The sequence below is a fragment of the Agrobacterium sp. SUL3 genome, assembly GCF_001263295.1.
In the GTDB taxonomy this organism is placed as follows: Bacteria; Pseudomonadota; Alphaproteobacteria; order Rhizobiales; family Rhizobiaceae; genus Agrobacterium; species Agrobacterium tomkonis.
In genome coordinates this window covers 19782-45007 of sequence record NZ_KQ414514.1, presented here as the reverse complement: position 1 = coordinate 45007, position 25226 = coordinate 19782, and the positions used below count along the sequence as shown (strand labels likewise).

Annotated in this window: 20 protein-coding genes; 5 read left to right on the top strand and 15 right to left on the bottom strand. The window is 60.4% G+C overall.

Translation table 11 applies throughout. The annotated features are described in order from the left end of the window. Positions 1-66: 66 nt before the first annotated feature. The 12 genes from AKG12_RS23070 to AKG12_RS23015 all read right to left on the bottom strand — a co-directional run bounded on the left by AKG12_RS23070 (position 67) and on the right by AKG12_RS23015 (position 16119). The gene (locus AKG12_RS23070) at positions 67-1878 is read right to left on the bottom strand and encodes an ABC transporter ATP-binding protein (RefSeq protein ID WP_052820614.1); all 1812 of its coding nucleotides are present in this window, start codon (positions 1876-1878) and stop codon (positions 67-69) included. A gap of 4 nt (positions 1879-1882) precedes the next feature. Further along, entirely contained in the window at positions 1883-3667 is a 1785-nt protein-coding gene (locus AKG12_RS23065; RefSeq protein ID WP_052820572.1) for a gamma-glutamyltransferase family protein, read from the bottom strand. A gap of 21 nt (positions 3668-3688) precedes the next feature. Continuing rightward, positions 3689-4561 (bottom strand): ABC transporter permease, encoded by an 873-nt coding sequence (locus tag AKG12_RS23060; protein WP_052820571.1) that lies wholly within the window; start codon positions 4559-4561, stop codon positions 3689-3691. Between the two features lie 10 nt (positions 4562-4571). Beyond that, positions 4572-5519, bottom strand: coding sequence for an ABC transporter permease (locus tag AKG12_RS23055; RefSeq protein ID WP_003499573.1), 948 nt, complete (start codon positions 5517-5519; stop codon positions 4572-4574). Between the two features lie 67 nt (positions 5520-5586). Further along, complete coding sequence (locus AKG12_RS23050) at positions 5587-7095, bottom strand: ABC transporter substrate-binding protein (RefSeq protein ID WP_052820570.1); 1509 nt, start codon at positions 7093-7095, stop codon at positions 5587-5589. A gap of 78 nt (positions 7096-7173) precedes the next feature. Continuing rightward, positions 7174-7974, bottom strand: coding sequence for a FadR/GntR family transcriptional regulator (locus tag AKG12_RS23045; RefSeq protein WP_052820569.1), 801 nt, complete (start codon positions 7972-7974; stop codon positions 7174-7176). A gap of 136 nt (positions 7975-8110) precedes the next feature. Further along, positions 8111-8977, bottom strand: coding sequence for an aldose epimerase family protein (locus tag AKG12_RS23040; RefSeq protein ID WP_052820568.1), 867 nt, complete (start codon positions 8975-8977; stop codon positions 8111-8113). Continuing rightward, on the bottom strand, positions 8964-10151 hold the full coding sequence (locus AKG12_RS23035) for a galactarate dehydratase (protein ID WP_052820567.1): 1188 nt from the start codon (positions 10149-10151) through the stop codon (positions 8964-8966). The genes AKG12_RS23040 and AKG12_RS23035 overlap by 14 nt, the downstream gene beginning before the upstream one ends. Positions 10152-10195: 44 nt before the next feature. Beyond that, positions 10196-11920: an ABC transporter ATP-binding protein gene (locus AKG12_RS23030; protein WP_052820566.1), complete on the bottom strand. Its 1725-nt coding sequence runs from the start codon at positions 11918-11920 to the stop codon at positions 10196-10198. 8 nt (positions 11921-11928) lie between these two features. Continuing rightward, the gene (locus AKG12_RS23025) at positions 11929-13053 is read right to left on the bottom strand and encodes an ABC transporter permease (RefSeq protein WP_046801255.1); all 1125 of its coding nucleotides are present in this window, start codon (positions 13051-13053) and stop codon (positions 11929-11931) included. Between the two features lie 9 nt (positions 13054-13062). Beyond that, the gene (locus tag AKG12_RS23020) at positions 13063-14049 is read right to left on the bottom strand and encodes an ABC transporter permease (RefSeq protein ID WP_046801254.1); all 987 of its coding nucleotides are present in this window, start codon (positions 14047-14049) and stop codon (positions 13063-13065) included. 120 nt (positions 14050-14169) lie between these two features. Continuing rightward, the gene (locus AKG12_RS23015) at positions 14170-16119 is read right to left on the bottom strand and encodes an ABC transporter substrate-binding protein (protein WP_052820565.1); all 1950 of its coding nucleotides are present in this window, start codon (positions 16117-16119) and stop codon (positions 14170-14172) included. A 302-nt stretch (positions 16120-16421) separates the two neighbouring features. On the opposite strand from AKG12_RS23015, the gene AKG12_RS23010 reads away from it, so the two are divergent. From AKG12_RS23010 to AKG12_RS22990, 5 genes are all read left to right on the top strand, one after another. Then, entirely contained in the window at positions 16422-17141 is a 720-nt protein-coding gene (locus tag AKG12_RS23010; protein WP_046801252.1) for a FadR/GntR family transcriptional regulator, read from the top strand. 55 nt (positions 17142-17196) lie between these two features. Beyond that, positions 17197-18078: an SMP-30/gluconolactonase/LRE family protein gene (locus tag AKG12_RS23005; RefSeq protein ID WP_052820564.1), complete on the top strand. Its 882-nt coding sequence runs from the start codon at positions 17197-17199 to the stop codon at positions 18076-18078. A 29-nt stretch (positions 18079-18107) separates the two neighbouring features. Next, positions 18108-19004, top strand: coding sequence for a dihydrodipicolinate synthase family protein (locus AKG12_RS23000; RefSeq protein WP_052820563.1), 897 nt, complete (start codon positions 18108-18110; stop codon positions 19002-19004). A gap of 384 nt (positions 19005-19388) precedes the next feature. Next, positions 19389-19598: a cold-shock protein gene (locus AKG12_RS22995; protein WP_046801316.1), complete on the top strand. Its 210-nt coding sequence runs from the start codon at positions 19389-19391 to the stop codon at positions 19596-19598. Positions 19599-19728: 130 nt separating this feature from the next. Further along, positions 19729-19953, top strand: a complete 225-nt coding sequence (locus tag AKG12_RS22990) for a hypothetical protein (RefSeq protein WP_046801249.1) — start codon at positions 19729-19731, stop codon at positions 19951-19953. 211 nt (positions 19954-20164) lie between these two features. Here the strand turns inward: AKG12_RS22990 and AKG12_RS22985 are convergent, their stop codons facing one another. The 3 genes from AKG12_RS22985 to fdhF all read right to left on the bottom strand — a co-directional run bounded on the left by AKG12_RS22985 (position 20165) and on the right by fdhF (position 25224). Continuing rightward, the gene (locus AKG12_RS22985; RefSeq protein ID WP_082179019.1) at positions 20165-21817 is read right to left on the bottom strand and encodes an OFA family MFS transporter; all 1653 of its coding nucleotides are present in this window, start codon (positions 21815-21817) and stop codon (positions 20165-20167) included. A gap of 114 nt (positions 21818-21931) precedes the next feature. Continuing rightward, positions 21932-22273, bottom strand: coding sequence for a formate dehydrogenase subunit delta (locus AKG12_RS22980; protein WP_052820561.1), 342 nt, complete (start codon positions 22271-22273; stop codon positions 21932-21934). A gap of 68 nt (positions 22274-22341) precedes the next feature. Beyond that, positions 22342-25224, bottom strand: coding sequence for a formate dehydrogenase subunit alpha (gene fdhF, locus AKG12_RS22975; protein WP_052820560.1), 2883 nt, complete (start codon positions 25222-25224; stop codon positions 22342-22344). Between the last annotated feature and the right edge of the window lie 2 nt (positions 25225-25226).

Here is a 25226-nt window from a genome sequence, read left to right as displayed (position 1 = left end):
GTGGTGCGGGCAGCGCCATTGTTCCAGATGACCGGCATTCGCTTCAAGACCCGCCTTTTTGCCGCCTCAGGCCACCTGCACGAAATGGCCGGGTGAAACGGTCCTGTAAGTCCGTACAGGCGTTTCATATCCCATTGCCCGTATCGGGCTTTTCAGCTCGTCATTGGAAACGCCGCGCCTTATTCCGCGCCGCGCCGGATCCGGAACCGGCACCGCCGCCATCAGCTTTTTCGTATAGGCATGCTGCGGATTGTCGAAGACATCAGCACGCGGGCCGATTTCGACGATCTCGCCGAGATACATCACCGCCACGCGATGGCTGACGCGCTCCACCACCGCCATATCATGCGAGATGAACAGGAAGGCGAGGTTGAGGCTCTGCTGAAGGTCGAGCAACAGGTTGCAGACCTGCGCCTTGATCGAAACGTCCAGCGCCGAGACGCTTTCATCGGCAACGATAACCTTGGGATCAAGCGCAAGCGCGCGGGCAATCGCGATGCGCTGGCGCTGGCCGCCGGAAAACTCATGCGGGTAGCGACTGGCCATATCAGCGGAAAGGCCAACCTTCTGCAGAAGATCGGCGGTCTTTTCCTTCGCCTGTTTCGTGGTGCCCAGCTTGTGCTTGATGAAGGGTTCGGAAATTGCCGTCCCCACCGTCATGCGCGGATTGAGCGAGGAGAACGGGTCCTGAAAGATCATCTGGACGGATTTGCGCATGTTGCGCAGGCCCACCGTATCGAGCCGCATCACATCGTAACCGTCAAGCGATACATCGCCGGACGACGGCTCCACGAGGCGCATGATCGAGCGGCCGGTGGTGGATTTTCCGCAACCGGATTCACCGACCAGCGCAAGCGTCTCGCCCTGGAACAGATCGAAGGAGACGTTTTCGACGGCATGAACCGCACCCATCTGGCGCGCCAGCAGGCCGGAGCGGATGGGGAAACGCGTCACGAGGTTCTTGACCGACAGAACCGGCGTCTGACCGCTCGCAACCGTCTCGGCCACCTCCTCGGCTTCGGTTGAAAGACCGGTTTTCATGTCGAGCACGGGAAAACGTGTCGGCCATTGCCGATCACGCATCGAGCCAAGCTTCGGCACCGCCGAAAGCAGCGCCCGCGTATAGGGGTGCTTGCCGCGTTTGAATATCGCCTCGGTCGGTCCGGTCTCAACCTCATCGCCGCGATACATGACGATCGTCCGGTCGGCGATCTCGGCCACCACACCCATGTCGTGGGTGATGAAAAGGACCGACATGCCTTCCTCTTCCTGAAGCAGTTTGATCAGGTCGAGGATTTGCCCCTGAATGGTAACGTCGAGCGCCGTCGTCGGCTCATCGGCGATCAGCAGTTTCGGCCGCGAGGCGAGCGCCATGGCAATCATTACCCGCTGGCGCATGCCGCCGGAAAACTGATGCGGATATTCGTCAAAACGGCCGGCCGCATTGGGAATACGGACCTTTTCCAGAAGCCGCACCGTCTCCGCCCGCGCCTGCTGTTTCGAAAGCCCCTTGTGGCGAATGAGAACTTCGGAAATCTGACGGCCGATGGTGAAGATCGGATTGAGCGAGGTCATCGGCTCCTGAAAGATCATCGAGATATCGTTGCCGCGCACGCCGCGCATCTCCTTTTCGGAAAGCGCCAGCAGGTTACGGCCGTTGAGCAGCACTTCGCCTTCGATCCGGCTGGAGGAAGGCGCAAGCAGGCGCATGAGCGACAGCGAGGTGACGGACTTGCCGGAACCGGATTCGCCGACAATCGCGACGGTTTCGCCTGGCGCAACATCGAAAGAGACGTTGCGCACGACGCTTTTCCATTCGTCATCGACGAGAAACGACGTCGTCAGGTTACGGACGGAGAGGACTGGTTTTGTTTCCATGGTGTCAACGCCCCACCGCATAGGCCTGCATCAGCCGCGGTGTTGCCGCAGCCCGCAACAGGCCATCCGCATCCCGCCGCGCAGCAGTCAATCGCCCGACCGACCAGGCATCGGCAACCGTGACCCGGTGGCCGCGACGGCGAAGCTCGTCGAGCGTGGCCTCCCCCACCGTGCTTTCCACCATGATTTCACCCGGCGAACTGGTGCGCGGATAAAACGAACCCGGAAAATGCGAGGTGTGGAACAGGGGCATATCGATGGCCGACTGCAGGTTCTTGCCGTGATGCGCATAACGCAGGAAGAAGGGCAGCTGCCACTGGTCCTGCTGGTCGCCGCCGGGTGTGCCGAAGACCATGGCGGGACGGCCCTGATGCAGCGCCAGCGACGGCGTCAGCGTCGTGCGCGGGCGTTTGCCCGGCGCAAGCGAGGTCGGCAGGCCTTCCTTCAGCCAGAACATCTGGGCGCGGGAATTGAGCGCGAAACCGAGGCCCGGTACGATGGGCGAGGATTGCAGCCAGCCGCCCGAAGGCGTGGTGGAGACCATGTTGCCCCAGCGATCGATGACATCGATATGCACCGTGTCCCCGCGCTTCTCAGTCAGATGCGACATGGTCGGTTCGTAGACGGTGCCCTTGCCGCTCATCTCGGCCAGCATGGCCATGGTGGCGTCCACCTGATTTTCATAACCCGGCACGGTGCCGGGGCGCAGCTCCAGCGAGGCCTCGCGGCCGATCAGCGCCCGGCGTCCGGCATTATAGCCCTCGGAGAGAAGATATTCCGTCGGGATTTGCCCAAATTCCGGATCGCCGTAATAGACCTCACGGTCGGCAAAGGCGAGCTTCATGGCTTCGACGACGGTGTGGATGAAATCGGGACCGGACGGGTCCATGGCCGCGATGTCGAAACCTTTCAGCAATGCGAGCGATTGCAGCAGAACCGGGCCCTGCCCCCAGGCGGGTGTCTTGGCAACCGTCCAGTCATGATAGTCGAATGTCTGCGGCGCTTCGACGGTCGCGCTCCAATCTGCCATGTCCTGCGCCGTCAGCACCCCTTTATGCTTTGCGCCGCTGGCATCCATCACCTCCGCCGACCTTACGTAACTGTCGATGGCTTCCGCAACGAAACCCCGGTAGAAGGCATCGCGTGCCGCCTCGATCTGGTTTTCGCGGCCGGAGCGCGCTTCGGCTTCGGTGACGATCCGGTGATAGGTCGCGGCAAGGACCGGGTTCCTGAAATTGGCGTGAGGTTCGGGTGCCGCGCCGCCCGGCAGCCATGTCTCATGGGATGTCGGCCATTCCTTCTCGAAGAAATCGGCCAGCCCCTTGATGGTGGCGGAGACACGCGGAAGCGTTGGATGCCCCTGCTCGGCATAATAGATGGCCGGTTCCAGCACGTCGCGCACGCTCATCGTGCCATAATCGCGCAGCATCAGCATCCAGCCGTCGAAGGCACCGGGGATGACGGTGGCCAGCAGCCCGTCGCCGGGGATCAGTTTCAGCCCTTCCGAAGTGTAATGTTCGATCGTCGCACCGCTCGGGGCCGGGCCCTGTGCGCAGATGACTTCGACCTTGTCCTTCTGCTTCGAATAAAACACGGCCGGCATATCTCCGCCCGGACCGCACAGATGCGGCTCGACAATCTGGAGGACAAAACCGGTGGCGACGGCGGCGTCGAAAGCATTGCCGCCCTTTTCGAGGATCGCCATGCCAACGGCCGAGGCGATCCAGTGCGTTGAGGTGACGACGCCGAAGGTGCCAAGGATTTCAGGGCGTGTGGTGAATTCAGTCATTCCGATATTCCTTGTAAAAAATCATGCTTCGCGCGGATCGAGCGCGTCACGCAGGCCGTCGCCCAGAAGATTGAAACCGATGACGACGAGGAAGATGGCGATGCCGGGCCACATCGTCATCCACGGCGCCTGGCTGAGAAAATTCTTCGCGGTGTTCAGCATGGAACCCCAGGATGGGGCCGGCGCCTGCTGGCCGAGACCGAGGAAGGAAAGGCTCGCCTCCGCGATGATGGCGGTCGCCACCGTCAGCGTCGCCTGCACGATGATGGGGGCAAAGACATTCGGCAGGATATAACGGGTCATGATATCGATGTGGTTGAGGCCGATGGACCTTGCGCCTTCGACATAATCTTCCATCTTGACGGCAAGCACCTGCCCGCGCGTCAACCGCACGAAAATCGGCATGGCGGAAAGGCCGATGGCAATCATCGCATTGGTGAGGCTCGGGCCGAGAAAGGCAGCCAGTGCAATCGCCATGATCAGGAACGGCATGGCCAGCAGCGCTTCAGTGATGCGCGATATGACCATATCCACCCAGCCGCCGAAATAACCTGAAATCAACCCGAACGGCACACCGATCACAACGGCGATCATCACGGAGACGACGCCTGCCATCAGCGAAGCGCGCGCGCCATAGATCATGCGCGAGAGAATGTCGCGGCCGAGATCATCGGTCCCGAGCCAGTGGGCCGCCGATGGCGCCTTGCGGATGGCCGACCAGCTGGTCGCAACCGGGTCGGCAATCGGCAGGATCGGCGCGGCGATGGCAAGCACGGCGAAAAACAGCACGATGATCATGCCGACAAGCGCCGATTTGTTGCGCCTCATTTTTTTCCAGGCGCGGCTTTCCTGCCGTGTCGCCGGTACGGAGAGGTTTTGATCGAGAACGGTCATGATATCAGCCTCAGATTGTCGCCCTGAGGCGGGGGTTGAGCAGGACATAGGCAATGTCGGCCAGAAGGTTCATGAGGATGAAACCGACGGCGGTGCAGAGCACGATGCCCTGCACGACGGCATAGTCACGCGTAAACACCGCATCGACGGTCATCTTGCCGAAGCCGGGAATGGTGAATATCTGCTCCGTCAGAACCGCGCCGGCCAGCAATTCACCGAAGAGCAGCGCCAGCAGCGTGATGACGGGCAGAAGCGCGTTGCGGAAACTGTGCGACAGGATGATTTCGCGTGGCGAAAGCCCCTTGGCGCGGGCGGTGCGGATATAATCGGAACTCAAGACCGCCACCATCGCCGAGCGGGTATGGCGCATCAGCGTCGCCGCAAGCGCATTGCCGAGCACGAAGGCGGGCATGATCATGGTTTCGATGGAGCGGACAGGGTCTACGAAGATCGATTCATAACCGGATGCCGGCAGCCAACCGAGTTTGACCGACACCAGCAGGATCAGCATGATGCCGAGCCAGAAATTCGGGATCGACAGGCCGGAGAGCGCCACGATATTGGCCGTATAATCGATCCACGTGTTCTTCTTGACGGCGGCCAGAATGCCGATGGGAATGCCGATGACCATGGCAAAGAACATTGCCATGACGGCAAGCTGAATGGTGACCGGCAGCTTCTGGCCGATCAGTTCCAGCACCGGCTGGTTGGTGCGCAGCGAAATGCCGAAATCACCCGTAACCACGCCGCCCAGCCAGTTGATATATTGCAGCGGCACGGGGTCGTTCAGGCGATATTTCTCGCGCAGGAATTCAATCGTCGCGGGATCGCGCTCCTCGCCCGCCATGGCAAGGACCGGATCGCCCGGCAACAATTTCTGCAGCGAAAAGACGAAGATGGAAATGATGAGAAGCGTCGGGATCGCGACCAGCAGTCGCTTGCCGATATAAACAGGCATGGCATTGCCCCCGTTTGAGTCCGGTGCTGGGGGCCGCACGGCAAGCCGTGCGACCTGTTCAAAGCTGTCAGTCCTTGCTGACGCCGAGAAGACGGATCATGCCATCCGGCGACGGTGCCCAGCCCTTGACCTTGTTGGAGATGGCATAGGCATAAGGCTGGTGGCCGAGATAGATGATCGGCATGTCATCGTTGAGGATGACACTTGCGGCATCGTATTTTTCCTTGCGGACCGCATCTTCGGTCGAGGCGCGGGCCTCGTTCAGCAGCTTGTCGACCTCGGGATTGCAATATTTCACGTCGTTAATGCCGCCCTTGCAGGTGACGAACTGGTGCAGGTTGCCATCGGGATCGATACGTCCTGACCAGTCGGAACGGCTGAGCTGGTAGTTGCCGGCGGTTTGCTCGGACAGAAGCGTCGCAAACTCGGTTGCCTTCAGGGTGACGTTGAAGCCGGCCTCGGCCACCATGGACTGGATGACCTGCATCATCTGTGTCTGCGTGGTGTTGTTGGCGTGCTGAAGCTCGACGTCGAGCGTCTCGTAACCCGCTTCCTTCATCAGCTGCTTGGCCTTGTCGATATCGCGCGGCGGCACCGGCAGGCTCTGGTTGAACCAGGGGCTCGTCGGCGGGAAGGCCTGATTACCGCCCTTGGAGGTGCCTTCAAAGACGATCTGGCCGATCGCCTCGCGGTCAATGGCATAGGAGAATGCCTGACGCAGGCGCTTGTCCTTGCCGAGCGGATTATCCGCACGCGCGCCATTGTTCATGTTGACATACATGGCCATGTAACCCGGCCCGATCACATCGGCATAGGTCAGCTTGGAGTCGTTCCTGACGGATTCCGCATCGGACGCCGAAATACGCTCGGCGATATCGAGGTCGCCTGCACGAAGGTTTGCAAGCTTCACGGTCGTATCGGGGATCGGCAGATAAACGACCTTGTCAACAAGGACCTTGTCCTTATCCCAATAGTCAGCGAATTTCTCGAGCACGATACGGTCCTGCTGGATACGCTCGACAAATTTGAACGGCCCGGCGCAAACCGGTTTCGAACCAAAATTCGCGCCCAGTTCCTTGGCCGCCTTGGGTTCAACGATCATGCCGGCGCGGTCGGAAAGCTGCGCCAGAAGGGTAACGTCAGGCGTCTTCAGCGTAAATTTCACCTCCAGCGGTCCCGTCGCCTCAACCTTCTCGACCGAGGACAGCTCGCTTTTGCGGCGCGATTCCGGCAGCGTGATATTGCGCTCGATGGTGGCGACAACGGCGGCCGCGTCCAGCGTCTCGCCATTGTGGAACTTGACGCCATCGCGGATTTTCATGGTCAGCACCTTGCCGCCTTCGGACCAGGCCCATTCGGTAGCCAGCTGCGGCACGATCTTCATGTCCTGCGAGATATCCACCAGCTTGTCGCACATGGCGGTGTAGACGATGCGGCCGACGAAGGTGCGCGACTGCGCGGGGTCGAGCACATCGGCATCGTCGTTCAGGCCGATGCGCAATTCGGACGATAGCGCCGGCGCGGCCAGCAATGCGCTTGCCAATAGCGCCGCAGTCAATGTCTGGATTTTCTTCATGTTCGTTCCTCTGGTCTGGTTATTTTGACTTTTTGTCATTGGCCGCCCCTTGAGGGACGACGGTTTTCATCCGCGGCCTCAGGAGGCCTCGGTCAGCGAATTATCGGCTTCGACCGCATTGCCCTCCCCGGTCTCCTCCTCCAGAAAGCCGAGCGAGGTGGCGCGGATCAGCCTTTCCTGATGCATGAGAAGATGCTGGCGCATGGCTTCACCGGCGCGCGCCGGATCGCGGTCGGCAATGGCCTCGACAATGGCCATATGCTGCTCGAAAGACGCCCTGCCATTCGTGCCGCTGCGCCGGGCAAGCTCGCGGATCGACTGCCATGCATCGTCCTGGCGAATGCGGTTCACGACATCAAAGATCGACAGGAAAAGCTTGTTGCCGGCACTCTGGGCGATCTGGCGATGGAGCGAACCATCCCATAATTCCTTGGCGTCGGCATCCGTGCTCTGGCCGGTCTTTTGAACAAGGGCGCGCATGCGCTCCACCTCGGCCGGCTTGGCGCGCATGGCCGCGAGCTGCGCCAGCTGCGGTTCGATGCGCAGGCGCACTTCCATGATTTCCATGAAATCCGTTCCGGCGACCAGTTCCGTGACCTGTGCGGACCAATCGTCCGGTTTTTCCCCCACAAAGGTTCCGGCCCCCTGCCGCCGCCAGATCAGGCCTTCGGCCTCCAGAACCTCCAGAGCGCGGCGGATTGAACGACGGCCGACATTAAAAGTCTCCGCAAAGGCCCGCTCCGTCGGCAAACGCCCATCTCTGGTGAGATGATTCGCCTGAATATAGTCACGCAACCGCGCCAAGGCGTAGTTGGAATTATCGTTAGGGCCTGCCGCCACACCGCACCATTTGCTTGAACCAATCTGATATTGGTTCATTTGGTGAGAAATTTTCGCCGACGTCAAGCGCATTTTTGAGCGGCGATTTTTGACGCTCAAAATATGGGCATGTGGCGTTTTTTTGAATGGGAAGACAGGACGCAGAGGCAAGGCATTCTCGCCTCCCTGCTTGCCCTCAGGAGCTGATGGAAAGCCGGATGCGCCCTGACAGACGCGCGCCGGGCGCGACGATCCTGATACCTAGCGCTTCCCGCCGCATCTCCGGCAGGCCGAGCGCTCCGGCCGCCATGGAAACGGGCTCGAGGCAAAGATAGCGGTCCATGCGGTGAACAGCCAGATGGCCGAAAACGGGATCGGCCTCGATCAACAGTGAAAACCTGCCCAATTGCACATGCGCATTTGACCAGCCGGTGTAATGCAGCGTGTACCCCGTCGATGCGGGAATGGCGGCCGTGTGGCGGGAAATTGCCGGCTCGCCGGTCGGCACGTTCTGCGGGTCCAGCGGATATTGCAGCCCTGCATCCGTCTGCGCGTCGCAGCCAAGGCCGGCAGCCAGATAGGGGTGCCATCCCAGCGCCATTGGTGCCGGCACATCCGCCAGATTGGTGATCGACAGTTCCACGGTGAGGCCGGCGTCTTCAAGCAGAAAGGACTGTTCGGCCCGGAAGGAAAAAGGCCATTCCCCGTCAGCCTCATAGTCAAGCACCAGCCCGGCCCGATCCGAAGCCAGACCTGAAATCTCCCAGGCGCGCCGGTGAGCAGGCCCATGCATGGCATCCGGCGCAAGGGCTGGATGGGGCGAAAGCCCATGACGGATGCCTGCATGAACGAAGGAGCCGCCATAAAGCCGGTTGTGGTAAGGAAACAGCGGATAGGCTCCGGCGCGCGGCCAGTTGAACGGCTCGAAAGCGTCCTCGCTTGTCGGCACCAGAATATCGCCGTAGTCCGCATGGTGCAGATGAGTCATTCTGCCGCCCCAGGCGGGGCGCAGGCGGGCAGAGAGCTGCCCGCAGCTTATCGCAACCGTTTCAGGCGAAGGCATAGGAGCCGTCAGGCCGCTTCGGCACCCGTCTCTGCCAGTGAACATAGCCATCCTCCTGCATGGCTTTTTCATCCATCTCCACCCCCCAGCCGGGGCGATCCGGCCTCAGTTCCAGATATCCGTCCTTCGGCAGGTATGGGTCGACGACATAACGGGTTTCATCCTCGCGTTTTTCCAGATCGGTGCCGCCATAGACATAGCATTGCCCTTTCGGCAGCCGGTATTCGAGAATGCGGAAATTCTGCTGGGCGGCGGAGAAATGCACGTTGACGGCGGTGGCGAGCGGCCCCATCGGGTTGTGCGGCGCGATGCTGACGAAGTGGGCTTCCGCAAGCGTGGCGATGCGGCGCATCTCCGAAATACCGCCGACGACGCAGATGTCGGGCTGGATGATATCCGCACCCTTTACTTGAAGAAGCCGCAGGAACTCATTGCGATTATAAAGACTTTCACCTGTTGCCAGCGTGCAGTTCAGCCCCTGTTTCAGGTCTCCCCACATCTCGATGTTTTCCGGACGCAAAGGCTCTTCGAAAAACAGCGGATCGTAAGGGGCAAGCGCGTTGCCGAGCTGGCGGGCGGCGGCAGGCTCGAAAATCTTGGCATGGGCATCAAAGGCGATATCGTAATCGGGACGAACGGTCTCGCGAAGCGAGCGGAAATATTCGGCCGAACTGCGCACCACCTCTCCCCAGCGATGGGCGTGGATATCGACGCGCCACGGGCTAAGCTTGAAAGCCGTGAAGCCCCAGTCCTCGTTCAGACGGTCGAACTCTTCTTTCGCCGCCGGTGCGTCCGGGGCGGTATAGACACCGGCATAGACCTTGATGCGGTCGCGCACTTCCCCGCCCAGCAGCTTGTAGACCGGCACGCCGGCCGCCTTGGCGGCAAGGTCCAACAGGCAATGGTCAAGCGCCGAGATTGCCGACAGACCAAGCGCGCCGGGCGGAAAACGGTTCTGTTGCAGAAGAAGATTGTAGAGATACTCCACCCGTGTCGGATCCTGCCCGGCAAGGAAACCGTAGAGGTAATCCAGCAACGGCGGTAAGGCGAGATCTGGGCCGTGATTGTAACATTCACCCCAGCCGGTCAGACCGTCATCGGTATCGAGAGCGACGACAACGCGGGGACGGTCCTTGTCGCGGGTGACGAATACCCGCATGCGATCGATTTTCATGCTTTATTATTCCTCGTGAATTGCAGGATGCAACGGCCGCGACGTTATCGGGCCGCTACCCCGTTCTTGATCTCGGATGGTTCGATGTAGCGGAACCTTCGGGTGCGATCCCGGTCGCGCGGGTCGGGCCGCGGAATGGCGGATAGCAGCGCCTGCGTATAAGGGTGATCCGGCGCGTTGCAGACCTTTTCGGCCTCTCCCACTTCCACCAGCTTGCCGCGATACATTACCCCGACGCGGTCGCACATGTATCTGATGACGCCGATGTCGTGGCTGATGAAGATATAGGCGAGCCCCAGCTCGTCCTGTAGCCGCATCAAAAGATCAAGCACCTGGAACCGCACCGAAACATCAAGCGCCGAGGTCGCCTCATCCGCCACGATGATACGCGGCTTCAGCGTGATGGCGCGGGCGATGCCGATGCGCTGGCGCTGGCCGCCGGAAAAGGCGTGCGGGTAACGCTCACGCCCGGTCGGATCCAGCCCCACCTGCTCCATCAGGGCGCAGACGCGCTCATCCAGCTCCCTGCCCCTGGCAATGCCGTTGACCAGCAATGGTTCGCCGATGACCTGCGCCACCGTCATGCGCGGATTGAGCGAACCGAACGGGTCCTGGAAAACCATGCGCAACTCGCGCCGCGCGGCTTTCAGTTCGGCGCCGTCGATTTTGGCCAGGTCGACCACCGTGCCATCCGCCCGGCGATAACGCATTTCGCCGCCGGTCGGATCGTAAAGGCGCATGATGGAGCGGCCCATCGTGGTCTTGCCCGAACCGCTTTCACCGACAATGCCAAGCGTCTCGCCGGGCAACAGCTTGATCGAGACGCCATCCAGCGCCTTCATCTCACCGAAATGCATGGAGAGGTCGTTGACTTCGAGGATGGGCGCTGCGGCAAGATCGAGCGGCGGACGGGCGAGCCGGATTTCCGCTTTCTGCTCCAGTTTCAGGACCGAGCCGATCAACATGCGGGTATAGGGATCCTGCGGGCTGTGGAATATCTCATCGACAGTGCCATATTCCTTGGCAACGCCGTGATGCATGACCAGCACATCATCGGCAATCTGCGCCACCACGCCCATGTCATGGGTGATGAACAGCACCGCCATGCCATGCGCCTTTTGCAACCGCGATATCAGGTCGAGGATTTCGGCCTGTGTGGTGACGTCGAGCGCCGTCGTCGGTTCGTCGGCGATCAACAGCTGCGGTTTGCAGGCCAGCGCCATGGCGATCATGGCGCGCTGGCGCATGCCGCCCGAATATTGAAAGGCATACCGATCCAGCGCCTTTTCGGGATTGGGAATTTCCACCTGCCGCAGCAGTTCGATGGCCTCAGCCCGCGCCTGTGCCTTCGTCATTTTCAGGTGCAGGCGCAGAACTTCGGTGATCTGGTCACCGACGGTATGGACCGGGGAAAGCGACGACATCGGCTCCTGGAAAATCATGGCGATGTCAGCGCCGCGCACCGAGCGAATGGCCCGGCTGCGCGGATCGAGCTTTGCCAGATCAAGCGACGTGCCATCGGCGCGATTGAGGATGATCGACCCGGACGCGATGTAACCGGGGCTGTCGATGATCTGCAGGATAGAGCGGGCGGTGACGGATTTTCCGGAGCCGCTTTCACCGACGACACAGAGTGTCTTGCCGGGATCGATGGAAAAAGACAGATCGTTGACCGCCCGGAAAACACCGTTTCGGACCGGGAACTCGGTGACGAGATTGCGGACTTCAAGCAGCGGTTTTGCTGGCTTCATGGAGAGAATATCGCTCATCCGGGGCCTCACTTGTTATAGGGGTCGGCTGCGTCGCGCAGGCCGTCACCGAGCAGATTGAGCGCCATGACGGCAACGACAACAGCCACACCGGGCAGGAACAGCCAGGGTGCGGTCGCGATCGAGCGGATATTCTGCGCCTCGCGCAGCAGCACGCCCCAGGAAATCGTTGGCGGCTGAAGGCCGAGGCCAAGGAAGGACAGCGAGGTTTCCGCAAGGATCATCGCCGGAACCGCAAGCGTGACCGAGGCGATGATATGGCTCGAAAAACTCGGCAACATATGGCGAAAGATGATGCGCCCTTCCGGCACGCCATCCAGCCGGGCCGCAGCCACGAACTCTTCGGTTCTGAGCGACAGGAACCGGCCGCGCACGACGCGGGCAAGCTGCGCCCAGCCGGTCAGGGACAGGATGATGGTGATCATCATGTATTGCAGCGTTGCCGGCCAGCCCTGCGGCAATGCGGCGGCCAGCGCCAGCCAGATGGGAATGGTGGGCAGCGACAAGACGAAGTCGATCACCCGCTGCATGACGAAATCGATGCGGCCGCCATAATAACCGGAGATGCCGCCGAGAACGACACCGAGCAGCAGCGAGAAAAACACGCCGACAAGACCGATCGACAGGGAAATCTGCGACCCCTGCACGACGCGGCTGAAGACATCACGGCCGAGACGATCCGCACCGAAGAGAAAGAGCGGTCGCGTCTTGTCGGTGGAGGCCAGCAGATGGATATCCGTGTTGAACAGGCCGAACACGGAATATTCGTAACCTCGACCGAAAAGCTGGACCGGGATTTTCTTCGCGGTATCTTCGACGAACACCGCCGCCAGCGTCTCGGGATTGCGGGTCAGCTTCAGCGGATAATAATGCATTCCGAGCGAGAAACCGTCGGTCGTATCGATGAAATGCACGCGCTGCGGCGGATGGAAGGTGGCGCGGGCGTTCTGCAGCACCGGATCGTTGATGGCGAAGAAGCCCGGCACCAGCGCGACGATATACATGGCGATGGTGATGAACAGGGCGGCCATGGCCAGCTTGTGGCGCTTGAACGCCCACCAGATGAGCTGCCACTGCGAAGCGACGGCGGCGCGGTCCTGCCGGGTGTTGGTGGTCATAGTGATATCGCTCATGGCGCCCTCCTATTCGAGACGGATGCGCGGATCGACCAGCGCAAGCAGGATGTCGCTGATCAGCGAACCGATCAGCGTCAGCGCGCAGATCAACAGCACGAAAGCGCCGGCGAGATACATGTCCTGCGCCATCAACGACTGCAGAAGCAGTGGTGCCGCCGTCGGCAGATTGAGCACGATGGCGACCACGACCGAGCCCGAAATGAGGTTGGGCAGCAGCCATGCGATGGTGGAAATGAACGGGTTGAGCGCAATTCTGAGCGGATATTTCGTCAGCAGCCTGAACTCCGACAAACCCTTCGCACGCGCCGTGGTCACATAGGGCTTGGGCAATTCGTCCAGCATATTGGCACGCATGACGCGGATGAGGCTTGCGGTGGATGACACGGCAAGGATGGCGACCGGCAGCCAGATATGGGCCATGAGATCCATCATCTTGGCGATGCTCCAGGACGCCGTTTCATATTCTGCCGAAAACAGCCCGCCAACATCGGCCCCGAACTCCACCGCCGCCACATACATCAGCACCAGCGCCAGCAGAAACGAGGGTATGGAAAGGCCGAAGAAGGAGAAGGCGGTAAAGAGATAATCGCCGATCGAATATTTGCGCACGGCGGAGAAGACGCCGATGGGAAGAGCTATGGCCCAGGTGGCGAGAAGGCTTGCGATGGCCAGAACCAGCGTCAGCGCCATGCGTTCCCAGATGAGGCCGGAAACCGGCTGCTGCCACTCGAACGAGATGCCGAAATCACCACGGCTGATAATGCCCCATATCCATTTCAGATATTGCACGATCATCGGGTCATCGAGGCCGAAACGTTCGCGCAGCTGCGCCGCCGTATTGTGGTCAATGACCTCGTTGGAAGCGGCCAGGGTGGCGATATAGGTTGTCACATAGTCGCCGGGCGGCAGCTGGATCAGGACAAAGGCAAGGAAACTGACGGCAAACAGGGACGGGATCATCCACAGCAGGCGTTTTACGATAAAAAGCAGCATGTCGTTCTCGCAATCACATTGTGCCATACGCACCGCCTTCCACCGGGAGACGGGCTGTGGATGGTCGAAACAACCTGAGAGGCGTCGCCGCGTTACGGCAGCGACGCCCATGTGGCGGTATCAGCTTGTGAAGGTGAACTGTTGCGGCAGCGCCGGGCCGGGATTGGGCCAGGTCCAGCTGTCGGGTTCCGTTTCCGGCACATTGCGCAGATTGTTGCGGATGATGCCGAAACCACCCACGGCAAGGCAGAGACCGATCGTCTCGAACTCTTCCGCCGCTATGTCGAAGATCTGCTTCATCTTCTCACCGCGCTTGGCAAGGTCGGCCGTCGAACGCGCCTCGTCGAACAGCTTGAAGCGTTTCTTCTGGCTTTCCGGTGGTTCCTCACCCTTCTGGCCGTTGGACGTATACCAGAGCGCCCACGGAATGGCGTAACGCGACCCCTGTGGATGGAAGGCGAAGAAATCGCGCGGGTCGAGCATTGGATCGAGACCGCCGGGGCCAGGCCAGACCGCCGCATCATGGGCGTTGTCATCGCCACGCGTGTAATAGAGCGCGCGTTCAATGGTGTTGACCTTGATATCAACGCCGATCTGCGCCCACTGTGCCTTCACCAGTTCCAGCGCATCGACAAGATCCGGATAAAGCGTCGGGATGACATCGATCGAGAAGAAAATCGGCTGGCCGTCAGGACGCAGCCGCATGCCATTGCCGTTCTTCTTGTCGTAACCGGCCTTGTCGAGAAGATCATTCGCCTTGTCGGCGTCATATTCGGTGAACTGGCGCGCCAGCTTTTCATTATACCAGGGGTGCGTCGGGCGTGGCCCGGCCTGATATCCCTCGCTCTGGCCGAAATAAACGATGTCGATGATTTCCTGCCGGTTGAGCGCAATGGACAGCGCCTGACGGAAGGACTTGTCGGCAAACATCTTGCGCATTGCCGGGTCTTTATGGGTGATGTTCAGGTAGATCTGGCACTGCTGCGAGGCGGACGGCACCAGCGTCAGCAGACGGTAATCACCTTTTTTCATGTTCTGCGACAGGGTCGGCTTGTTGGCGAGAACGCTGATATGGCGCTCCTGAATGTCGATCTTGCCGGAAATGACATTCAGCATCAGCGATTCAACATCCTGCGAAATGCCGAAATTGACTTCATCGATGTAAGGAAGCTGGTTACCTTCGGTATCAACCTGCCAGAAGTAAGGATTGCGGGTCATCACAACCCGGGTCGCGCCGCCAGAATAGGGTTCCTTCACCACCCACGGATCAAGCGTCGGCTTATCGACATTCGACCAGCGCGACGGGATTTCGATATCACCGCACTTGGCGCGGAACAGTTCCGTCCAGCTCGATACGCCGGCCGCCTTCACATCGGCATCCAGCGACTTGTTGTATTTAGGCAGGAACTTGCTGCAATAATGCTTGGCAAACAGCGTTGGATGCTGGCCGAGCGGTGTAGCGAGGTTTTCGAGATAGAGCGCGTTCGGCGCGGCGAATTTGAACTTGACCGTGAAATCGTCGACCTTCTCGACATCGACCGCCTTGCCGGCCACGGAAAGCTGGGCCGGGGTGGCGCTGTAAAGCTCCTTGTTCTTGATGCAGTCCTCGATGGCGAACACCACGTCATCTGCGGTGAAGGGGTGGCCGTCCGACCATTTCGCGCCCTGCAACAGATGGAAGGTGAACTGCGAAGCGTCGTCATTAACCTCCCATTTCTCGGCAAGGTTCGGCAGAACCTCGGTGAAATCCATGTTCCAGCGAACCAGCCCCTGATTGCCGACCATGCGCAAAATGCCGTTATGGTCCGATGAACCGCGCAGGCCACGGCGCAATGTGCCGCCATAGGTGCCGATCTTTTCGTGCGGTGTCACCACCATCGGATTTTTCGGCAGGCGCTCGGCCAGGGGCGGCAGTTTGCCGTCTTTTACCAAGGCTGCCAGTTCCGGCGCCTCTTTGCCGGTGGCAGCCCGGGCCGAAGTCCCGATGACGGAAAGGGCGGCGACGCCGCCAAGTCCCGCCACAAAGGTCCGGCGCGTCACGCCAAGCGAAAATTTATCCCCATCGCGCATCGATTATCCTCCCAAAAAATCACCGGCAGCAAAACAGCCTTCACTGTGTCGCAACGGCCCTCCCGGCCAGCCAGCACGCCGATCCTCCACCGGCAGGGGCAGACCATATGGGCGTTTTCAGATGATTACAAGTATTGACAGCTTTTTACATATTTTTTATTCGTAGAGCGATTTTCGAAAACAGGTTTGACGATAAAGATCGGAACGGCAGCGCTCCCCGCTGATAAAACCCCGGTATTTCTGTTGCGGATGACATACAGGAAACCGTTCAACTTCAGCGATTTGCAACGAAAGGTGTGCTGATGGACAATACGACCACATCGTCGGCCGCACGCGGCGAGACCCGGCTCAGCGACATCGTCTACGAAAAGATCGTCGGCATGATTTCGGACGGGCGGTTTCCGATAAACGAGCGGCTACCATCCGAACAAAGCCTGGCGTCGCTGTTCGGGGCTTCCCGGCCGGTGGTGCGCGCAGCGCTGGAGCGGCTGCGCAATGACGAGCTTATCGTTTCACAAAAGGGCTCCGGCTCCTATGTGCGCCAGCAACCCGACTCTTCGGTGTTGCAGCAGGTGCCGGTCGGTTCGCTCGCCGACGTGCAGCGCTTCTTCGAGTTCCGGGCCGGCCTTGAGGCCTCAGGGGCCGAGCTTGCGGCGCGCAACTGGCAGGCAGCCGACAAGACGCGGATCGAGCAGGCAATTGCTGCGCTGGAACAATGTCTCGAGCGCAACGATCTTGGCGCAGAGGAGGATTTCGCCCTGCACGAAGCCATTGCCAGGGCAAGCCATAACCAGTTCCACATCACCGTACGCATCTGGTTCAAACCGCATTTCGCCATCGGCCAGTCGGTGACACGCAGTCTCAGCCTCAAACGTACACCGCAGCATGTGCGCGAAGTGCAAAACGAGCACACAGCCATCGTCGAAGCGATTTTTGCGCGCCACGAGCAGGCTGCGCATGACGCGATGAAAGACCACATCCTCAAAGCCCGCGCCCGCATGTTTCAGGGCGTCGGCGGCTAGAACCGATCCCGCAATTTAAAAAAACGAGGCCTGAAAGGGCGATGGAGAATAATCAGTGAGCAAGCCGCGGATCATAGAACCGAAACTCCGTCCCCTTGTCGATACGCCTTTGAAGGTTGGCGAATCGCCCGCATGGGACGAGCGGACGGGCAATCTGTGGTTCGTCGATATTCTCGCCCCGGCGATTTTCCGCCTGCATGCGGACGGAAAGCTGGACAGGTTCGACATGCCCGCCCAGGTGGGCTGTCTCGGTCTCTGCGACAATGGCCTTGTTGTGGCGGGCCTCAAGACCGGCGTGCATCTGCTCGACCCCGCAAGCGGCAAGCTCGACCTTCTCTGCGACCCCGACCAAGGACGACCCGATAGCCGCCTCAATGACGGCAAGGTTGGCCCGGACGGCCATTTCTGGGTGGGCACCCGCGACGAGGCCGCCGTGCCTACAGGCAATGCGCGTCTCTATCGGGTGGCACCTGACGGCGGTATCGAGCGCGTCATCGACGGTAATATGTTCACGTCGAACGGCCTTGCCTGGAGCCCGGACGGAAAGCGGATGTATCATTCCGATAGCAGCGGGCTCATGTATCAGGCGTTCGATTTCGATGCTGCAACCGGCAAGCTCGGCCCTGCCGAACGCCTCCATGATTTCGCGCCAGACGAAGGCAGGCCGGATGGCGCAGCGACCGATAGCGAAGGCTGCTACTGGAGCGCCGGCGTTCAGGGCGGACGGCTCAACCGCTTTACGCCTGAAGGCAAATTGTTCGAAATCTACAGGCTGCCGTTCAAGGGGCCGACCATGCCATGTTTCGGCGGTCCGGACCTTAAGACGATCTATCTCACCAGTCTTGTGACCGAAACCAACGGCGTCTCCACGGCGGGCACGGTCGTTGCGTTCGATGCGCCTGTCGCCGGCACGCCCGTTCACAAATTCTCCATCTAAGACGCCCCTTTACCTTGAGGAACAAATTGATGACGACATTCGATTTTCGCCAGGCCCTGCAGGGTATCTCCGGCGTTCCCGTGACGGCTTATGATGCGGGCGGTGAAGTGGACGCCGTCGTCACCGCCGAGGTTTACGCCCGCGTGGCAAAGGCAGGCATCCATAATATCGTCGCGGCGGGCAATACCGGCGAGTTCTACGCCCTGACACCCGCTGAAATTATGAGGGTTTATGAGGCCGCGATAAAAGGTGTAAGCGGGAAAGCCCCGGTGACGGCAGCGATCGGGCGCTCGCAGCGCGAAGCGCTGTCCATGGCGCGGCAGGCGAAGGACATGGGGGCTTCCGCCGTCATGTCGCATCAGCCGGTCGACCCTTTTGCAGCCCCGCAATCGCAGATCGACTATTTTATCGGCCTGGCAGAAGGCAGCGAATTGCCGCTGGTGGCCTATGTCCGGGCCGACGGTTTTTCGGTCGATGACATGGTCAGGCTTTCCAGCCATCCGAATGTCGCCGGCATCAAGTTCGCAACGACGGATATCATGCTGTTGTCGCGCGCGATCGCCGCCTCCGATCCGAACGGCGCACTATATGTCTGCGGATTGGCTGAAAGCTGGGCACCCGCCTTTTGCGCCGCCGGCGCACGCGGCTTCACATCCGGCCTCGTCAATGTCGCGCCGCAATTTTCCCTGCAGGTTCATGATGCCCTGACGGCTGGCGATTTCACTGCAGCCCGGAAGATCGTCGAAAAGATCGAGCTGTTCGAACGGCTGCGGACACGATACCGCAACGGCGCGAACGTGACGGTGGTGAAGGAAGCGATGGAGATCCTTGGGCTTACGGTTGGCCCGGTTCGAGCGCCGGGCCTTGCGCGTCTGGACAAAGAAGATCGCTCAACACTTGAGGGATTGCTTGCCAGCTGGTGTTAATGGGCGCCTCCCTCATTCCGCGCCCGGGTTCCAAGCGCCTCGAATGGACGGGCCAGACTGTGCGTTCTGCGCTCCCGATCCGCGCATGACCGTTAAGCCGACGATCTGAAAAAGGCCGGGCTCCAGGGCCCGCCTACACTCAGTCTTGGGTCAGTCTGCTCGTTCCCGCCATGCCACAACTTTTTGTCGATGATGACAGCACTAAAACCAATGGTTGACACTGGAGCACAGACCCGATACAAGGGGCAATCGAATTTGCTTGCTTAGCTTTGCTTGTCACGCGTCTGGCACCGCGTTCTGAACGAACCTTTCCTTTCAAAATCGCTATCATCATCCGCAGCACCTGAGTGCTGTGGTCTCTCTATTGCTATGAAAGGGTTCATCATGACCACTGGCACAGTTAAATGGTTTAATTCCACCAAGGGCTTCGGCTTCATTCAGCCTGATAACGGCGGCACCGATGCTTTTGTACACATCTCCGCAGTTGAGCGCGCAGGCATGCGTGAACTCGTCGAAGGCCAGAAGGTCAGCTTCGAGCTGGAGCGCGACAACAAGTCGGGCAAGATGTCGGCTTGCAATCTGCAGGCTGCCTGAGGGTATCTGCTTCCCTTTGACCACGGATGTACTGGCACTGCCGGAAGCACACCAACCCAATCAAGGCCAGGCAAATCGCCTGGCCTTTTTATTTTTCGCTCGCTTGCCGAGCCTTACCAGCGGAACACCCATGACAGAAAAATACAGCACGTCTCGCCAGAAGGCGGAGATTGCCTTCAGCCATATCCAAACGCCGTTTTTCGCGAAGGAAGAAGCGCGTGAAGAACTCGATTCCCTTAACCGATCCCGCGAAGAGAAGACCCTGCGGCTTCGGGAAGCACGTCTTGCAAAGGAACAGTCAGACCGCGCTTCGGCCACGTCGGCTCTCCTTGCCAAACGTGCCCGCGGGCGATGACCAACGGTATGATTTGATCAGGCAGCATCGCGCCTTGATCAATGGCCATGGAGCCTAGCGTTCTTCCGCCCGAAGCATCTGCGCGTTTCGGAAGCGGCTCATTGAACCTGAACCGCCTCCTTGTCTTTAGCACCCAGATCACATGCCGACTATAAGCCGACACACGTCTGGCAAGCGGCGCGCTTTTCCTGCGCGAACAAACGCAATCCGTTCAGCCAAACAGCGCGAGGCTGCTTCTCACCGTAACCCACACGCCCCAAAGAAGCGGTATGCCGACGGCAATCCAGGCGAATGCGGCTTTAGCGTCAAGCCCGCCCCTGCCGATGCCGAAGGAACCGGTCGGGCCGGCGCTGGCGGCAGCGGTTTTTGCCTGAAGCGCGGCAACCTCCGCATCCGACATGAACCATTTCTCCGGCAACGGCCTCACCAGCGCATTTGCGACAAGGCCGATCGCCAGCATGCCCGCCAGAATATACATGGTGCTGGTGTAAAGCGCCGGGCCCGGCGCAACACCGGCGGCTATCTGCGCCTCACGGATGTAATTGACGACCACCGGTCCGGCGATGCCGGCTGTTGCCCATGCTGTCAGCAACCGGCCGTGAATAGCGCCGACGAACTGCGTGCCGAAGATGTCGGCGAGATAAGCCGGAATGGTCGCAAAACCACCGCCATACATGGACAGGATGATGCCGAAGGCCAGAACGAAGAAGGCCTTGGACCCCATCGTCGCAAGCGTTGGCGCCGCCGCATAAAGAATGATGCCGAGAATGAAGAAGCAGAAATAAGTGTTCTTGCGGCCGATCCTGTCAGACATCGACGCCCAGAAGAAACGCCCGCCGATATTGAACAGCGAAAGCAGCCCGGTGAAACCGGCGGCAATCGCCGCTATCTGCGCCTTCTGCCCCGCATCAAGATCCGCAAAACCCACGCCCGGCAGGCCGATCAGCGAGCCCGCGAAGATTTCCTGCAGCATGGGCGACGCCATGCCGATGACGCCTATGCCTGCCGAAACATTAAGGCACAGCACCGCCCAGATCAGCCAGAACTGCGGCGTCTTGTGCGCATCGCGCAGATGCACGTGGCGGTGGGTTATCATCGCGCTCTTGGCAGCCGGCGCAGTCCAGCCCTCTGGGCGCCAGCCGGCCGGCGGAATCCGATAGCCAAAGGCACCGGCCATCATGAAGACGAAATAGATCAGCGCCATGACGACGAAGGTCTGCCAGACACCCACTGTCGTTTCGGTCTTGAAGGCGTTCATCAGCAGGTTGGCAAGCGGCGCGCCAATCATTGCGCCGCCGCCAAAGCCCATGATGGCCATGCCCGTCGCCATGCCGCGACGATCCGGGAACCATTTGATCAGCGTCGATACGGGCGAAATATAACCAAGGCCGAGACCGACACCGCCGATGACACCCGCGCCCAGCCACATCAGCCACAGCTGGTGCGTCATGACGCCGAGCGCCGCAACGAGAATGCCGCCACACCAGCAGCAGGCGGAGACGAAACCGGCCTTGCGCGGCCCCACCCTTTCCAGCCAGCCGCCCCAGATCGCCGCCGAGCAACCCAGGAGGACGAAAAACAGCGTGTAGATCCAGCCAAGATCGGCCACGCGCCAGTTGCACTGCGTGGTGAACAAAGCGCCGACAAGGGTTAGACTGGAGCAACTGGGGTCCGTCGCCGGCAGGGCCTTCGACAATGGCAGCCAGAAAACACTGAAGCCATAAGCCATGCCGATGCACAGATGAATGGCCAATGCTGCCGGCGGCACCAGCCAGCGGTTAAATCCGGGTTTTGCTATGATCCGTTCGCGGTCCAGAATTCCGGCCTGCACCGGTTCTCCCGCAGATACGCCTGCTACTGCCATCGACATTACCTCCCTCGTGGATGTCTGGACAAATTTCATACGCCCCATATGGCAGGGCGAAACCGCCGAATGCTCTCCCATGCGGCAATAGGTGAAGGCGGCCCCTCGCCGCGCTCAATGTCTGGTTTCAGGAATACTCGGTTCGGATAGGGACTTGCCCGCAGCCGGCCCCTTGCCTCCCGGCGCACCCTTTGCATCCTCTCCAAGCCCCACCGCATCGGCGGTGGGTGATCCGGGTCTCTTGATCTCCACTGAGGCAGCGATCACCAGCGGCAGAAAATCACCGGCGCCGGCATCCACTATCTCGAAAAACCGGCGGCGCATGCGCGGCTCCCAGAATTTGTTGATGTGGGTGGCGACACCGTCAATGCGGACTTCCTCCGGCTGAGACAGGAAAAATGTCGCGATCTGGTTCGCCATTCTCACCAGTTTTTCGTCGGTGTGATTAAGCAACATGCTGTTCCCCCACGCCGCCTGCCGGTCGGCGTCCGTGTTTCAAGTGGCCGGGGCACCCCCGGCCCCGATTATTCGGCTGCCTCCAGCTTGCCGGCGATCCGCCTCGACCGGCGGCCGAGCGCATCATATTCCTCCTGCCATTCCGTCGGGCCGTTCGAAGGTGATATCTGCACGGCGGTCACCTTGTATTCCGGACAGTTGGTCGCCCAGTCGGAGAAGTCGGTGGTGATGACGTTCGCCTGCGTGCCCGGATGGTGGAAAGTCGTATAGACCACGCCCGGCGCCACGCGGTCGGTGATCAGCGCCCTCAGCGTCGTGTCTCCGGAGCGACTGGCAAGCTTCACCCAGTCGCCATCCTTGACGCCGCGCTGCTCGGCATCATGCGGATGGATTTCCAGCCGGTCCTCCTCGTGCCACACGACATTCTCCGTGCGCCTCGTCTGCGCACCGACATTGTATTGCGACAGGATGCGGCCGGTGGTGAGCAGCAGCGGGAAGCGCGGACCGGTACGTTCGTCCGTCGCCACATATTCGGTGCGGATGAACTTGCCCTTGCCGCGCACGAAACCATCCACATGCATGATCGGCGAACCCTGCGGGAACTTCTCGTTGCAGGGCCACTGCACCGAACCGTTCCGCTCGAGATAGTCATAGGAAACACTGGCGAAACTCGGTGTCGTCGCCGCAATTTCATCCATGATTTCAGACGGATGTGCATAGTCCCAGGCAAGTCCCATGGCCTGCGCCAGCTTCTGCGTCACCTCCCAGTCGGCATAACCGTTCTTCGGCGACATGACCTTGCGCACCCGGTTGATGCGGCGCTCGGCATTGGTGAAGGTGCCGTCCTTTTCGAGGAAGGTGGAACCGGGCAGGAAGACATGGGCATAATTCGCCGTCTCGTTCAGGAAAAGATCATGCACCACAACGCATTCCATGGCGGCAAGGCCGGCGGACACGTGCTTCGTGTCCGGATCGGACTGGAGAATATCCTCACCCTGAATGTAGATGCCCTTGAAGCTGCCATCCACGGCCGCGTCGAGCATGTTGGGGATACGCAATCCCGGCTCGTTGTTGAGTTTCACGCCCCAGAGTTTCTCGAAAATGTCACGCGTGGCGTCATCGGAAATATGCCGGTAACCCGGAAGCTCATGCGGGAACGAGCCCATGTCGCAGGAGCCTTGAACGTTGTTCTGCCCGCGCAGCGGATTGACGCCCACACCGGGGCGGCCAATATTGCCGGTGGCCATGGCCAGATTGGCAATCGCCATGACCGTGGTCGACCCCTGGCTGTGTTCGGTAACGCCAAGACCGTAATAGATCGCACCATTGCCGCCGCGGGCATAGAGGCGGGCAGCCCCGCGCAGTTCTTCCGCCGGAACACCGGTGAAACTCTCGGTTTCTTCCGGGCTGTGCTGAGGCTCGGCAACGAAGGCGGCCCAATCCTCGAATTCCGACCAGTCGCAACGCTCGCGGATGAAGGCCTCGTTGAACAGGCCTTCCGTGACGATCACATGTGCGAGTGCCGTCAACACGGCCACGTTGGTGCCGGGCTTCAGCGGCAGGTGGAAAGATGCCTCCACATGCGGGCTGCGCACGAGATCGATACGGCGGGGATCGATGACGATCAGTTTTGCGCCCTGACGTAGCCGCTTTTTCAGCCGGGAACCGAAGACCGGGTGACCGTCCGTCGGATTGGCGCCGATGACCACGACGACGTCGGAATGCTCCACGCTGTCGAAATTCTGCGTTCCGGCCGACGTGCCGAAAGCCTGACCGAGACCATAGCCCGTGGGCGAATGGCAGACGCGGGCGCAGGTATCGACGTTGTTATTACCAAAACCGGCGCGGATGAGTTTCTGGACGAGGAAGGTTTCTTCATTCGTGCAGCGAGACGAGGTGATGCCGCCGATGGATTCCCGGCCATATTGGCCCTGAATGCGCCGGAACTCCGAAGCGACATGGGAGAAGGCCTCTTCCCAGCTGACTTCCCGCCATGGATCGCTGATCTTCTCGCGGATCATCGGGTTGAGAATACGGTCCCTGTGGGTCGCATAACCATAGGCAAAACGGCCCTTGACGCAGGAATGGCCGCGATTGGCCTGTCCGTCCTTCCACGGCACCATGCGCACCAGCTCTTCGCCGCGCATTTCCGCCTTGAAGGAACAACCGACACCACAATAGGCGCATGTCGTCACCAGCGAATGTTCCGGCTGGCCGATCTCGATCACCGACTTTTCCGTCAGCGTCGCGGTGGGACAGGCCTGCACGCAGGCGCCGCAGGAGACGCAGTCGGAATCGAGGAATGCCTCATGTGCGCCGGGCGAAACCCGGCTTTCAAAACCGCGCCCTTCAATCGTCAGTGCAAACGTGCCCTGCACTTCCTCGCAGGCACGCACGCAGCGGGAGCAGACAATGCATTTGGAAGGATCATAGGTGAAATAGGGATTGCTTTCGTCCTTCGGCATCCAGCGGGCATTGAGATCGCCTTCACCGGTGCGTGCCTTGACGTGGTTATCGCCTTCGTAACCGTAGCGCACATCGCGCAGGCCAACGGCACCCGCCATATCCTGCAGCTCGCAATCGCCATTGGCGGCGCAGGTCAGACAGTCGAGCGGGTGATCGGAGATATAAAGCTCCATCACCCCCTTGCGGATCTGCTTCAGCCGCTCCGTCTGCGTGTGCACGACGAGACCGGGGGCGACGGGCGTGGTGCAGGAGGCGGGAGTGCCGTTACGGCCCTCCACCTCGATAAGACATAGCCGGCAGGAGCCGAAAGCATCCACCATGTCGGTGGCGCAGAGTTTCGGGACATCGATGCCCGCCTCGCGTGAGGCGCGCATGATCGACGTTCCCGCCGGTACGGTAATCTGCCGGCCGTCGATGGTGAGCGTCACCATGTCCGTTGCGCGAGATTTCGGAGTTCCGTAGTCGAATTCAGAAACAAGGGCCATGG

Bases quoted from the DNA above. Each gene is read 5' to 3' on its own strand.
- AKG12_RS23070 (WP_052820614.1), bottom strand. From the start codon at position 1,878: ATGGAAACAAAACCAGTCCTCTCCGTCCGTAACCTGACGACGTCGTTT.
- AKG12_RS23065 (WP_052820572.1), bottom strand. From the start codon at position 3,667: ATGACTGAATTCACCACACGCCCTGAAATCCTTGGCACCTTCGGCGTC.
- AKG12_RS23060 (WP_052820571.1), bottom strand. From the start codon at position 4,561: ATGACCGTTCTCGATCAAAACCTCTCCGTACCGGCGACACGGCAGGAA.
- AKG12_RS23055 (WP_003499573.1), bottom strand. From the start codon at position 5,519: ATGCCTGTTTATATCGGCAAGCGACTGCTGGTCGCGATCCCGACGCTT.
- AKG12_RS23050 (WP_052820570.1), bottom strand. From the start codon at position 7,095: ATGAAGAAAATCCAGACATTGACTGCGGCGCTATTGGCAAGCGCATTG.
- AKG12_RS23045 (WP_052820569.1), bottom strand. From the start codon at position 7,974: ATGAACCAATATCAGATTGGTTCAAGCAAATGGTGCGGTGTGGCGGCA.
- AKG12_RS23040 (WP_052820568.1), bottom strand. From the start codon at position 8,977: ATGCCTTCGCCTGAAACGGTTGCGATAAGCTGCGGGCAGCTCTCTGCC.
- AKG12_RS23035 (WP_052820567.1), bottom strand. From the start codon at position 10,151: ATGAAAATCGATCGCATGCGGGTATTCGTCACCCGCGACAAGGACCGT.
- AKG12_RS23030 (WP_052820566.1), bottom strand. From the start codon at position 11,920: ATGAGCGATATTCTCTCCATGAAGCCAGCAAAACCGCTGCTTGAAGTC.
- AKG12_RS23025 (WP_046801255.1), bottom strand. From the start codon at position 13,053: ATGAGCGATATCACTATGACCACCAACACCCGGCAGGACCGCGCCGCC.
- AKG12_RS23020 (WP_046801254.1), bottom strand. From the start codon at position 14,049: ATGCTGCTTTTTATCGTAAAACGCCTGCTGTGGATGATCCCGTCCCTG.
- AKG12_RS23015 (WP_052820565.1), bottom strand. From the start codon at position 16,119: ATGCGCGATGGGGATAAATTTTCGCTTGGCGTGACGCGCCGGACCTTT.
- AKG12_RS23010 (WP_046801252.1), top strand. From the start codon at position 16,422: ATGGACAATACGACCACATCGTCGGCCGCACGCGGCGAGACCCGGCTC.
- AKG12_RS23000 (WP_052820563.1), top strand. From the start codon at position 18,108: ATGACGACATTCGATTTTCGCCAGGCCCTGCAGGGTATCTCCGGCGTT.
- AKG12_RS22995 (WP_046801316.1), top strand. From the start codon at position 19,389: ATGACCACTGGCACAGTTAAATGGTTTAATTCCACCAAGGGCTTCGGC.
- AKG12_RS22990 (WP_046801249.1), top strand. From the start codon at position 19,729: ATGACAGAAAAATACAGCACGTCTCGCCAGAAGGCGGAGATTGCCTTC.
- AKG12_RS22985 (WP_082179019.1), bottom strand. From the start codon at position 21,817: ATGGCAGTAGCAGGCGTATCTGCGGGAGAACCGGTGCAGGCCGGAATT.
- AKG12_RS22980 (WP_052820561.1), bottom strand. From the start codon at position 22,273: ATGTTGCTTAATCACACCGACGAAAAACTGGTGAGAATGGCGAACCAG.
- fdhF (WP_052820560.1), bottom strand. From the start codon at position 25,224: ATGGCCCTTGTTTCTGAATTCGACTACGGAACTCCGAAATCTCGCGCA.